Origin of the sequence: Micromonospora vinacea (genome assembly GCF_015751785.1) — a bacterium.
GTDB classification, from domain to species: Bacteria; Actinomycetota; Actinomycetes; order Mycobacteriales; family Micromonosporaceae; genus Micromonospora; species Micromonospora vinacea.
In genome coordinates this window covers 2187676-2199689 of the sequence record NZ_JADOTY010000001.1, presented here as the reverse complement: position 1 = coordinate 2199689, position 12014 = coordinate 2187676, and the positions used below count along the sequence as shown (strand labels likewise).

The 12014-nt window shown below is 71.8% G+C and carries 13 protein-coding genes; 8 read left to right on the top strand and 5 right to left on the bottom strand.

Translation table 11 applies throughout. From position 1 onward, the window contains the following. Positions 1-31 precede the first annotated feature (31 nt). The 3 genes from IW249_RS10605 to IW249_RS10595 are packed head-to-tail and all read left to right on the top strand — an operon-like array spanning position 32 to position 1592. Complete coding sequence (locus tag IW249_RS10605; RefSeq protein ID WP_196920579.1) at positions 32-325, top strand: hypothetical protein; 294 nt, start codon at positions 32-34, stop codon at positions 323-325. Next, a complete protein-coding gene (locus IW249_RS10600) occupies positions 325-1212 on the top strand; it encodes a class I SAM-dependent methyltransferase (RefSeq protein ID WP_196920578.1) in 888 nt (295 codons plus the stop codon). The genes IW249_RS10605 and IW249_RS10600 overlap by 1 nt, the downstream gene beginning before the upstream one ends. Continuing rightward, positions 1209-1592, top strand: a complete 384-nt coding sequence (locus tag IW249_RS10595) for a hypothetical protein (protein WP_196920577.1) — start codon at positions 1209-1211, stop codon at positions 1590-1592. The genes IW249_RS10600 and IW249_RS10595 overlap by 4 nt, the downstream gene beginning before the upstream one ends. A 41-nt stretch (positions 1593-1633) precedes the next feature. Here IW249_RS10595 and IW249_RS10590 read toward each other — a convergent pair whose 3' ends face one another. The 3 genes from IW249_RS10590 to IW249_RS10580 form a co-directional block, all read right to left on the bottom strand. Further along, positions 1634-2530, bottom strand: a complete 897-nt coding sequence (locus IW249_RS10590) for a helix-turn-helix domain-containing GNAT family N-acetyltransferase (RefSeq protein WP_196920576.1) — start codon at positions 2528-2530, stop codon at positions 1634-1636. Between the two features lie 10 nt (positions 2531-2540). Further along, positions 2541-3704: a low temperature requirement protein A gene (locus tag IW249_RS10585; RefSeq protein WP_196920575.1), complete on the bottom strand. Its 1164-nt coding sequence runs from the start codon at positions 3702-3704 to the stop codon at positions 2541-2543. A 76-nt stretch (positions 3705-3780) separates the two neighbouring features. Then, positions 3781-4575: an SAM-dependent methyltransferase gene (locus IW249_RS10580; protein WP_372433036.1), complete on the bottom strand. Its 795-nt coding sequence runs from the start codon at positions 4573-4575 to the stop codon at positions 3781-3783. A 136-nt stretch (positions 4576-4711) separates the two neighbouring features. On the opposite strand from IW249_RS10580, the gene IW249_RS10575 reads away from it, so the two are divergent. After that, positions 4712-5176: a DUF8243 domain-containing protein gene (locus IW249_RS10575; RefSeq protein WP_196920573.1), complete on the top strand. Its 465-nt coding sequence runs from the start codon at positions 4712-4714 to the stop codon at positions 5174-5176. 45 nt (positions 5177-5221) lie between these two features. On the opposite strand, the gene IW249_RS10570 is transcribed toward IW249_RS10575, so the two are convergent. Further along, a complete protein-coding gene (locus IW249_RS10570; protein ID WP_196920572.1) occupies positions 5222-7618 on the bottom strand; it encodes a glycoside hydrolase family 65 protein in 2397 nt (798 codons plus the stop codon). A gap of 171 nt (positions 7619-7789) precedes the next feature. Between IW249_RS10570 and IW249_RS10565 the strand changes: the two genes are divergently transcribed. Continuing rightward, complete coding sequence (locus tag IW249_RS10565; protein ID WP_196920571.1) at positions 7790-8419, top strand: phosphatase PAP2 family protein; 630 nt, start codon at positions 7790-7792, stop codon at positions 8417-8419. Between the two features lie 30 nt (positions 8420-8449). On the opposite strand, the gene IW249_RS10560 is transcribed toward IW249_RS10565, so the two are convergent. Continuing rightward, positions 8450-9127, bottom strand: coding sequence for a prepilin peptidase (locus IW249_RS10560; protein ID WP_231393303.1), 678 nt, complete (start codon positions 9125-9127; stop codon positions 8450-8452). Between the two features lie 741 nt (positions 9128-9868). Here IW249_RS10560 and IW249_RS10555 point away from each other — a divergent pair. Genes IW249_RS10555 through IW249_RS10545 form a run of 3 tightly spaced genes read left to right on the top strand, consistent with a single transcriptional unit; the run spans position 9869 to position 12014 of the window. Continuing rightward, on the top strand, positions 9869-10435 hold the full coding sequence (locus tag IW249_RS10555) for a hypothetical protein (protein ID WP_196920569.1): 567 nt from the start codon (positions 9869-9871) through the stop codon (positions 10433-10435). Then, a complete protein-coding gene (locus tag IW249_RS10550) occupies positions 10429-11358 on the top strand; it encodes a hypothetical protein (RefSeq protein WP_196920568.1) in 930 nt (309 codons plus the stop codon). Before IW249_RS10555 ends, IW249_RS10550 begins: the two co-directional genes overlap by 7 nt. After that, a complete protein-coding gene (locus tag IW249_RS10545) occupies positions 11355-12014 on the top strand; it encodes an SAF domain-containing protein (RefSeq protein WP_196920567.1) in 660 nt (219 codons plus the stop codon). The genes IW249_RS10550 and IW249_RS10545 overlap by 4 nt, the downstream gene beginning before the upstream one ends.

Sequence of the window (12014 nt, the reverse complement as noted above, 5' to 3'; positions counted from 1 at the left end):
TAGAGGTTCACTCTATCGAGAGGTGACGGTCATGCCGTTCGGTGTGTTGCAGGAGATGCCCGGCGTCAGCGAGGCGGAATACCGGCAGGTGGAGCGACACCTCGGGCCGGACCGGCCACCGGGTCTCCTCGCCCATGTCGCCGGGCCGACCGAGGACGGCTGGCGGATCATCAACGTCTGGCAGGACGAAGCGGCATTCCGTCGGTTCCAGTCCGAGCGGCTGGTCCGGGCCGCTGGCCTGGCGGCGCAGGAGGACGGCTTCGACCCGACGAAGGCGGCTCACTTCCGGTCGGTGAGCGTCGACGGCGCCGAGATGCCGTTCTGATGGCCGACACCGCCGCCCTGCGGGCCCGCAATGCCGCCTTCTGGGCGGGAGCGGCGGCGGGCTGGATCCGTCACGCCGATCGGCAGGACGAGGTCGGCCGACCCCTGGGCGCGGCAGCCATGGACCGCCTGACCGCACGGCCTGCCGAACGCATCCTCGACGTGGGCTGCGGATGCGGCGGCACCACGGCGGAGATCGCCGCCGCAGTCGGCGAGACCGGCGCGGCGATCGGTGTCGACATCGCCGAGGCGATGGTGAACGCTGCCCGGCAGCGGTACCCGGGCATTCGGTTCCACAGTGCCGACATCGAGACTCTCGATGCCGTGCCGGGTGCTCCGTTCGACGCGGTGTTCTCGCGAATGACGCTGATGCTGTTGGCGGACCCGGTTGCCGGCTGCACCACGATCCGGCGATCACTGCGGCCGGGAGGGCGCCTCGCCGCGACCGTCTTCCGCGACAGCGGCGTCAACCCGTGGCTGTCCGCGGCGATGCTCGGTGCCGCACCGCACCTCGGACCGTTACCACCGCTCCCGGTCGGTGACGAGCCCGGTCCGTTTTCCTTCACCGACCCCGCACGCATCACCCGGATCCTCACCGCCGCCGGCTTCACCGCCATCACGATCACACCGTGCGACGTCGCCCTGGAGACCACGGACGACGCCGATGCGGTGGCCGAATGGCTCATCGAGGTCGGCCCGGCCGGTGCCGCGTACCGGACGGCTCTGCCGACTGCGCAAGCCTCGGCCCGGGCGGGGGCGGTCCGGCTGCTCGACCGGTTCCGTGAGCCTGGCGCCGGCTACCGACTGCCCGCCGGTCTCTGGCTCGTCACCGCGAACGCCGCCGGAACCCCCACCCACCACGAACCCCGTGAGGACAAAAGCCAATGAGTACGTTCCGACCGCTCGCACCAGCCCTCTGCCTCGTGCTCGCCCTGACGGCGTGCACCGAGGCCGACGCGCCCAAGCCCGCTGCGGCGCCAGACACGACAGAATCGACCAGCGCGGCCGGACCCGCTCCGGCCGACGGCTCCCCGGTGTCGGCAAAGGACGTGTGCGCCTACCTGGACGGCCAGGTGCCGACGCTGAAGGGGATCGGGTCCGAGACGGGCGCGATGGCCAACCTCACCGTGAACCTCTATTCCTGGTACGAGAAGCAGGGCCCCGTACCGAACGGCCGTGACATCGACGACCAGACCCGCAAGGAATGCCCGGCGACCCGGACCGAGGTGCTGAAACTCGCCGGCATGGAAAGCTTCGAGCGGCTGTAGCCGCGAGAGCGCGACGCCCGATCGCCGGACGGTTGCGGCCGTCAGTGCCCCAACTGCTTCTCGAACCAGTGGTGGGCGTAGCGCTCGGTGTTGTACGCCTCGATCTCCCGGTAACCGGTCGCCCGGTACAGGGCGATCGCCTCGGTGAGGTTGCGGTTGGTGTCCAGCCGGACCGCTGTCGCGCCGTGCTCGGCGGCGTACCGTTCCAACTCGCCCAGCAGCCGCCGCCCGACGCCGAGCCCGCGTACGGTGTCGGACACCCACACCCGTTTGACCTCCGCGGACGCGTCGGGGTGGAGTTTGACAGCGCCGCAGCCGATCGGTTCGCTGTTGAGGGTGGCGAGCAGGAGCACCCCGTTGGGCGGGACGAGCGCTTCGTCGGGGAGCGGTTTGCTCAGTGCGGGGTCGAATCCACCGTCGAATCGTCGTGCGATGTCGCGGACGTAGGCCCGCAGGCACGCGCGGGCTCGCGGGTCGCTCGGTGGGCACGGCTCGATGACGACCATCGAGCCCATGAGCAGCCGTTCGACCTCGGCCATGGCGGTGACGAGTCGTTCGCGGCGGTGTTCGCTGAGCGGTTCGAGGATCGAGGCGGCGAGATCGTCCGACCGCTTGTCGAGGTCGGCCCACTGGGTTCGGCCGGCCTCAGTGAGGGTGGCGACGCGTACCCGCCCGTCGCCGCCGGTCTGGTCGACCGGTCCGACGGTGACGAGGCCGTCGTTCTCGAGGGTGCGCAGGAGTCGACTGAGGTATCCGGAGTCCAGGCCGAGCCGGGCCCGTAAGGCGGCGACCTCGGCGCCGGCGGGGCCAATCTCCCAGAGCAGCCGAGCCTGCCCCAGGGGGCGCCCCTGGGCCATGTACTCGTCGTCGAGCGCACCCACCCGCTGGGTGACCGTCCGGTTGAACCGCCGCACGGCGGCGACGAGAGCCGAGTCCATACACCTGACTTTAGTCAGCAGATCTGGGTCGGCGGTAGGACATGATGCCGGCGTTGTCCAGGACCGCCACCGCGAGCACCACACCCGTGGCGACCGCGCTGACCGCCAGCAGCGGCATCCGTACGGCGGCCGCCGCGCCGCCCAGTAGGAGCAGGGCGCCCAGCCGGGGCCAGGACAGCCGCCGGTGGATCGCCAGCGAGAAGAGGATCCGCCCGACGAGGAACAGCGCCGGCCCGCCCAGGATGACCATGACAGCCTTCGTGTCGCCGACCTCGGTGGGGTGGGCGATGCTCAGTTCGGCCCCGACAGCCGTGAGCACGATGCCAGCGATCATCACCAGGTGCAGGTATCCGGCGATGACGCCGAGCCGCGACGTGTCGGCGTGCTCGATGGCCGAGCCGAGGTGCTGACCGGCGGGTGTCACGTAGAGCAGACCGATCAGCACGGCGGTGGCGAAGACCAGCAGGAAGGCGGCGGTCTCGGCCGGGTCGAGGCGGGTGCCGGAGTACGACAGGCCGGCGACCAGGACGAGTTCACCGAGCGTGATGATCATGATCTGCTGGTAGCGCTCGGCGAAGTGCTCGCCGGCGAGGCGCAGCTCCTGCTGCCGGGCGCGACCCAGCATGGGCGTGGGCCAGCCGAGCCGTGGCCCGCTCAGGTCGATCGCGAGCGCGGACGCCCAGAGCACCACCCGCCACTCCGGCAGGAACACGCCGGCCAGCCACGGTATGGCGGTGACGCTGTACCAGCAGAGAATCCGCAGCGCCCGGCGCTGGCGCGGATGCCCGCGCAGCGTCGAGACGGTGATCACGCCCCGGACCAGGTGGACCGCGACGTACGCGCCGGCGAACAGCCCGGCCCGTCCGTGCAGCGCCTGTGGGATCGCGACCCCGGTCAGCAGACTGCCCAGCGTGGCGGCGACCAGCACCGCTCGGATGATCGGCGTGTCCGGGTCGTACCAGTCGGCGGTCCAGGTGGTGGTCACCCAGATCCACCAGACACCGACCAGCAGCAGGGCGGTACGCAGCGTCCCGGCCAGGGTGAGGTCGTGGAGCAGATGCTCGGCCAACTGGCTGAGGGCGAGGACGAACGCCAGGTCGAAGAACAGCTCCAGGAAGGAGGCGCTGAGCGGCGCGTCCCTTCCCCGTAGCAACCGCTCCGGCCTGCTCGCCATCGGCGCTTCCTCCTCCGGTGGCACGCGCTGCGTCCGTCGTACCACCCGACGCTGGCCACCGGAGGCGAAAGCGCTGTCAGCGGCGGACGCCGACCCCCGCGTACCCGTGGGCGTCCACGGTCTCCGGCTCACCGTCCGGTCGCCACCGGGTGGTGGTGACCAGGCCGGGTTCCACCAGGTCGTACCCGGCGAAGAAGCGTGCCGTCTCGGCGCGCGTGCGGGGCACCAGCGGTGCGCTGCTGTTGCGGTAGACGGCCTGGCCGCGCTCGGCCAGCTCGGGCGAGATGCCGTCCAACGTCAAGTGGGACAGCACCAGATGACTGCCCGGCGCGGTGGCGTCGCGCAGCCGGGCGACCGCCGCCCACGGGTCGTCCTGGTCCGGCACGAAGTGCAGCACCGCGAGGAGCAGCACCGCCACCGGCTGGTCCAGGTCGAGGGTGGCCCGCACGTCCGGGTGGGCCAGCAGTTCGTCCGGCCGCCGCAGGTCGCCCTGAACGACAGCGGTGGCGGGTACGCCCGTCAGCAACTGCCGGGCGTACCCGACGGCCACCTCGTCGTAGTCGACGTAGACCACCCGCGCGTCGGGTGCCACGGCCCGCACCACCTCGTGCACGGCGTCCTGGGTGGGCAGCCCGGCGCCGATGTCCAGGAACTGGCGGACGCCCTGCTCGGCGGCGTACCGGACGGCTCGGCGCAAAAAGTGCCGGTTGGTCTGGGCGGCGACCCCGGTCTCCGGGAAGATCTCCAGCACCCGGTCGGCGGCAGCCCTGTCGGCGGCGAAGTTGTGGCTGCCCCCGAGGAAGTAGTCGTACATTCGGGCGACGTTGGGTCTGATGGTGACGTCAGGTGCCGGCTGGTCGGTCATGCGGATCCCTTCGGCGGCGGCGCGGAACCGATGTCTAGCACCCGCGGCGACGACCCGCTGACCCCTCGTGTCGTTGATCCGGCTGCGCCCATGGTCACCGCTGACCACGGTGGGGGCACCGACTCAACGAGGAGGGACGCCGATGACCGCTCAGCGCGAGACCGTGCAGGTCGACCACGACCTGTTCCGCGCCGTGTACGACTCGCCCGCATCACTGCCCGGCCGACACCGCTGGACCACCCCCGAGTCGGACGTCCGGCGGCTGGAGAAGCTGCTCGGCATGCCGGCGCGCAGCATCGGGGCACCCCTCTGGGTCAGCGGCGACGAACCCGACTGCCCGAAGTGCCGCCGGCGGGTCACCTGGTACGACATCGTCTCGTCGGCGCTCTCCGGCCTGCACGACAAGGCCATGATCGCCACGGTCATCCTGGGCGAGCGCAAGTACGTCAACACCGAGATCCCGGATGCCATCGCCGGGGTGCGCTGCTCCGACTGTCACACAGCGATCGACGGTCTGCGCAGCTTCAAGTGCCACAACTGGGCGTACGCCTTCGAGGCGCTGGAGGCCGTCCGCGAGCGGATGGCCGGCGGTCCGGTGCCGACCTGAGCCGACGCGGCGCCGGCCTGGGTAGATCCGCGGCGGCACGGCGGCTCAGTCGGCCGAGCGGCGGGTGGGGCGGCGGCCGGGCGGGGAGGGCGGCTCCGGGCCGGGGTCGGGCACCGGTGGCATCGGCCGGGTGACCGGCTCGGTGCCGGTGACCCGCAGCGACTCGCCGTGGTGCCACAGCTCGACCTCGGCATCTCCGGCGGCGTCGGGCAGCTCGTAGCGGGCCTCGGCCGGAGTCAACGTGACCCGCAGCCGGTGGCCGCGCCAGCGCAGGCTGAACGCCAGCCGGTCGATCCGTCGCGGCAGGCGGGGGTCGAAGGAGAGCACAGTGCGGTCGTCGCGCAGCCCGCCGAAGCCCTGCACCAGCGCCAACCACGCGCCGGCCAGTGAGGCCAGGTGCAGCCCGTCGGCGGTCTTGTCACCCAGGTCGGCCAGGTCCTGCAGGACCGACTCGGCGAACAGGTCGTACGCCAGATCCAGGTGCCCGACCTCGGCGGCCAGCACGGCCTGCGGGGCCGCCGACAGCGACGAGTCGCGGACCGTGCGGGCCTGGTAGTAGGCCAGGTTGCGGGCCTTCTCGTCGGCGGTGAACTCACCAGGGCAGAGCTGCATGGCCAGCACCAGGTCGGCCTGCTTCACCACCTGCTTGCGGTACAACTCCAGGTACGGGAAGTGCAGCAGCAGCGGGTAGTCGTCGTCGCCCGTGTTCGCGAAGTCCCACTCGGGTTGTTCGGTGAAACCGGCGGCCTGCTGGTGCACCCCACGCTCGCTGTCGTACGGGATGGCCATCGCGTCGGCGGCGGCCCGCCAGCCGGCCACCTCGTCGCGGTCCACGCCCAGCCGGTCGGCCAGCTCGGGATGCGCCTCGGCGGCGTCCGCCGCGCCGCGCAGATTGCGCTTCGCCATCAGGTTGGTGAAGACGTTGTCGTCGACAAGCGCCGCGTACTCGTCCGGGCCGGTCACCCCGTGCAGGTGGAAGTCGCCCTCGCCCGCCCAGTGGCCGAAGCCGTGCCAGAGCCGGGCGGTCTCCACCAGAAGCTCCAACCCCGCCTCGGCCAGGAACCGCTGGTCGTCGGTGGCCGCCAGGTAACGCAGCACCGCGTCGGCGATGTCGGCGTTGACGTGCAGCGCGGCAGTGCCCGCCGGCCAGTAGCCGGAGCTTTCCCGGCCACCGATGGTGCGCCACGGGAAGGTGGCGCCGGTCAACCGCAGCTCGGCGGCCCGTTCCCGCGCCTCGGGAAGGTGGGCGTGCCGCCAGCGCAACGCCGATCGGGCCACCGCCGGGGCCAGGTACGTGAGCACCGGCAGGACGTAACTCTCGGTGTCCCAGAGGACGTGCCCGTCGTAGCCGTTGCCGGTCAACCCCTTGGCCGAGATGGTCCGGTCGGAGTCCGGGCGACCGGCTTGGATCAGATGGAACATCGCGAACCGAACGGCCTGCTGAAGCTCCGGATCACCGTCGAGCTGCACGTCGGCGACCTGCCAGGCCGCGTCCAGGGCGGCGCGCTGGTCGGTGAGCAGGGCGTCGAAGCCGTCCGCGCGGGCCGCGTCCGCCTCGGCGGCGACCAGGGCGGCCAACTCGTCGGCGGACGTCGCGTCGACAGCCGCCCACTCGTAGGCGGCGAACTTCGTCAGCCGCAACCGCTCCCCCGGGCGCAGGCGACCCGTCACGGTCAGCCGTACCCGGTCCGCCGTGCAGTCACCTGTGGTGCTCACAGTGCCCGGCCCCTCCAGCAGGTGACTGACCGCCACCGCGACGCGCTGGCCGCTGCGCTCGGTGCGGTGCACCAGCACGCCGTCGAGGCCGCTCGCACGGTACGTCTCGGCGGTCAGCGGGTCGGTGGGCACCGAGGCGGCCCGAGGGTCGTCCGAACGCTCCGGCACCTTCTCGTTGGCCAGTAGATCCGAGCAGACCCGCAGCTCGACGGCGGTGTCCAACGGCTCGACCTCGTACCGGACGGCGGCCACCGGGCGACGCGGCAGCGACACCAACCGGGTGCTGCGGATGCGGACGCCCCGCCCGGCCGGTGAGATCCACTCGGTCTCCCGGCGCAGCACACCGGTACGCAGGTCGAGCACCCGTTCGTGGCTGCGCAGCGTCCCGGTCCGGAGATCCAACGGCTCGTCGTCGACCCAGAGCCGGATCAGTGCGGCGTTCGGTGCGCTGATGACGGTGTCGCTGGCCGACGGGAACGCGTACCCCTCCTCGGGATAGCTCAGCTCGCGCCGCTCGTGGAAGCCGCTGACGTAGCTGCCCGGCATCCCGCACGGGGCACCTTCGTCGAGCACCCCGCGCCAGCCGATCCACCCGTTGCCCAACGCGAAGATCGACTCGGTTTCGCCGAGCCGGTCCAGGTCGGCCTCCGTACGCCGGATCCGCCAGGTCTCGTCGTCCGCCGCGGCGGTGGACTGCGGTTGATCGGTGGCCGAACCGGTCTGCACGAAGCCTCCTGTCGATGTTGGTCTTCTCCCCGCAGCCAACCAGAACTGGCTGTGCGAATCCTGGACGAAGGTCGTGCGGACCGCCCGACCTTCGACAGGAGCGGTGCCCTCTGGCGCGTTCCTAGGGTGTCCCCAAGGTGAACAGGGTATGAACGTGAAGTGAGGTGATGCATGCTCAACAACGGCAGCATGGACGTTCCGGAGATCAGCGCCGAGTGGTACAGCGACGTCGTCGACGCCGCCGCCGGCAGCCCCGAGCCGGTGCAGTGGTTCGTCGGACACGCCACCGAGGGGGTGATCCTGCTGCTCGGCGCGCTGCTGCTGATGGCCGCGCTGAGCCGCTGGTCCGGCGGCCCGCACGGCCGGGCACTCGCCCTGATCGCGCCGGTGCCGGCCCTCCTGGCGTACGTGGGCAGCGAGTTCCTCAAGACCGTGGTGGACGAGGACCGCCCCTGCCGGACCATCGCCCGGGAGATCATCGCGGGCGCCTGTCCACCCCCGGGCGACTGGTCGTTCCCCAGCAACCACGCCACCATCGCCGGCGCGTTGGCGGTCACCACGTTGCTGCTCTCCCGCCGACTCGGCATGGTCGCGCTGCCCCTGGCCGCGCTCGGCGCCTTCTCCCGGGTCTTCGTGGGTGTGCACTACCCGCACGACGTGATCGCGGGCGTGCTGTTCGGTGCCCTGGTCGCCGTGGTGCTCACTCCGTTGCTGGCCCGCCCGACCAGCGAGGTGCTCCGCCGCCGGGCCGACCGCCCCGACAGCCCGGCCCCCAAACTGGCCAGCCGCTCGCGCCCCTGACCACCGACGTCCCCGCCGCCCGCCGACGGGTCAGGCCGCCAGTAGGAGGGCAGCCGTCGTGCCGAACAGCAGGAACGGGCCGAACGGCAGGTGGGTGCTCCAGTTGGCGCGGCGGGTGACCAGCAGGCCCAGACTCACCAGCGCGGAGAGCCCGAAGGTGAGCACCAGCCCGAACACCAGCACCGGCCACCCGTACCAGCCGAGCAGCGCGCCGACGCTCAGTGCCAGCTTGGCGTCGCCCAGCCCGAAGCCGCGCCGGCCGAGCAGCACCGCGGTGCTGGCGAAGAAGAGCGCCAGCCCCGCGCCGCCGATGACGGCCCGCAGCCAGTGCCCCGGGTCGGCGTCGAGCGCGGCCACTCCGAGCAGCAGCCACGTCCCGGCCGCCGCGGGCACCGTGAGCCGGTCCGGCAACCGGTGCACGGCCAGGTCGACGAGGATCGCCGGAATAGTCCAGCCGAGCCACCAGATCAGCGCCGGCAGCGCCCCGCCCGACGGGCCGGCGACCGCCAGCAGCACCGCCGCCGCGAGCACTACCAGCTCGACAGTGCCCGGCGGCGGGCCGACCCGGGCGCCGCAGCGACCGCACCGGGCTGCCGGGCCCAGCGCCGGCCAGGGGCGGGTCAGGCCGACCGGCGCGCCGCAGCCGTCGCAGCCGCTCCGGCTGGGCAGACCCGGGGGTACGGCGTAGCGCAGCGCGGCCAACCGCATCAGCGGGCTGATCGCGAGGACCGCTGACACTGTCGAGACCCGGGTGCGTGCGCGCGGCGGAGGGGCGGGTTCCTGCGTACCGCCGGACGGTGGGGGTGCCGGGCTCCGATCGGGCGGGTCTTCCCGTCCGGGAACGGCCGCCGGGGGGCCGGTCAGCGCCATGTCGCCTCCATTGCGGCCACACGCTGCCCCGCGATGCTGAACACGGATCGTGATCGAGCACTCGCACTGGTGTAGCGGATGGCGCAGAAAGCGACCTGCCCGCCCGGTCCCGTGGAGGTGCCTTCGCCCGCTGCCGGGCCCGACGAGGCGGCCCACTGCTCGGCCGGCAACGCCGTTCGAATGCCGGGATGTGGCCACGATGTCCTACTCCCGCGACCGCTGGCGAGACCCCGGCGAGCCCATCCGACCCGGTGCCACCCCATCAATAACGACAGTTTGCTCGACCATTGCCCGGGGCACAGTGTGGACACCCGCCACCACCACCTGTCATCACGCACCGTGTTCGCTTGAATTGCCTCTGTTGCATCGGCGAGCGTCAGCCTATGCTCGCCCCTTGGGTGTGACGCAAGCCTCACCTTCACCATCGGACGACACAGGACCCCGAATTTGTAAAAGATCCGTAACGGTGAATGCAGAAGCGCAATGAACGGCTCCGGATGTGCTGATCCGGGCGCGCTTCCGCATGCCCGACGGCGGTGAACCCGTCACCGCCCCGGGCGACCACGAGGAGGCTCGACGGTGCGCGGACGGCAGCTCAGACGAGCGGCAATCTGCCTGCTGGCGGCCGTGGCGGCGATGCCGGTCACCGCCTGCGCCAGCGGACGGGAAACGGTCGAACGACCGACGGCAGCCCGCGACAACGAACAACGGACCGATCCCGACGTCGAACGGCGCGCCGCCGAAAAGGCGGCACTCGACGCGTACTCCGGGTATCTCGCGGCCTCCCGTACGGCGGGCGTGCGCAGTGATCCCCGCGCGCCGGAACTGACCCGGTTTCTCGCTGATCCGCTTCTCACCCGGGTCCAATTGTCCATTCGCGACGCGAAGGAGCACGGCGCCATGCGCACCGGGACGTTGAAGTCCGACCCGACCGTGACCGCCGTCAGTCTGGACGCGAAGCCGGCCACAGTGGATATCCAGGACTGCCTGGACACCACCGGCTACCGGCTGGTCTACGCCAAGAACAAGCGCCCGGTCCCGGGCAGCGGCGGTGGCAGACACCTCTCCACCGCCACCGCCACTCGCTATCCCGACGGCCGCTGGCTGATCAACTCCGGTACGACGCACCGGGACCAGCCGTGCTGACCCACAGCGGAAAGGGTGCCCGACGAGCGCTCGCCGGGATCGGCCTCGCGCTGCTGCTGGTCGTCGGCGCGACGGTGCCGGCTGCCGCCGCCCGACGTGCCGACCCGGGGGCGGGCTGCCCGCCCGCCCAACCCGACTGCAGCGTCTGGGACGACGAACCCGGCAACCCGGGTGATCCCGGCGGCGGCGGGGACGACGGTGGAGACGACGGCGGCGACGGTGGTGGCAGCGGCACCTGCCAGTGGGACGGGCGGATCATCCCGTGCTACGACGAGTTCCTCGGCTGGTTCAACAGCGGTGACGGCTGCTACTACAAGCTGGAACAGCCGCAGCCCGAGGCCCCCGAGGGCCAGCAGTGGTACGTGAGGACGTGCAACGGCGGCGACCTGGGCGCCCAGACCGAGGTGCTGCTGGACGATCCGCCGGCCGGCTTCGGCGCACCACCCAACCCTGAGGAGCTGGCCCGTCGCGCCCTCGCCTCGATCACGCTGCTGCCAGCCCCGCTGGGCGTCGCGCCCCGCAAGCGCGTCGGCCCCGGCCTGGTCGGCCTGCCGGTGTGGATGTGGTCCGAGAAGAACCCGAACTACTTCGGCCCGATCGACGCCCACGAAACCGATCGGGGCCTGCGAGTCGACATCACGGCGGCGGTCACCGAGATCGTCTGGGACATGGGCAACGGGGACAAGGTCCCCTGCCCAGACGAAGGCACCAGGTACGAGCCGACGGGCGACCGGGCGGGCAAGACCTCCCCGGACTGCGGCTACCACAAGGGCTACCAGAAGGCCGGCACGTACAACGTCACCGCGACCACGTACTGGACGGTGACCTGGCGCGGCGGTGGCGAGAGCGGCGAAATCCTGGTGACCCGAAACAGCGGCATCGTTCCGATCCAGATCAACGAACTCCAGGTGGTCACCAGATGAGCCTCGCGACGCGCAACGGGACCCCGTCGGTGGACGCGCCCGTCAACCCGCCCACCGTGGTCCGACAGCGCCGGGTCCGTCCCGGGCTGCTCGGTCTCGCCGTCCTCCTCATCGCCCTGGGCGGGCTGGGCGCGGCGTTCGCTGTCACCTCCGTACGGGCCACCGGCAGCTACCTGGCGGTGGCCCGACCGGTGGAGGTGGGCCGCGAGATCAGCGCCGCCGACCTGGTCACCGTGCAGGTCGCCGGCGGCCAAGGGCTGCGCCCGGTGCCCGCCGCCCGGCTCGACGAGGTGGTCGGCAAACGGGCCGCTGTCGCGCTGCTTCCGGGCACGCTGCTCACCCTGGGACAGGTCACCGACGACCCGCTGCTCGGCCCCGGCCAGCAGCAGATCGCACTCGGCCTGAAGACCGCCCAGGTGCCGGCCCGCGAACTGCACCCCGGGGACAAGGTCCTGCTGGTCAGCACTCCGGACGACAATGCCGCCGGAGACGCTGCCGCCGCCAGCACCCGGTTCGCGGCCACCGTCATCGACATGGTCAGCCCGGCCAACGACGACAAGGTCCTCTACCTGGCGCTGCTCACCCGTGACGTGCCCGCGGTGGTGGCGCTCTCCGCAGAGGAACGCCTCGCCGTCGTGCTGACCGAGGCGGCCTGA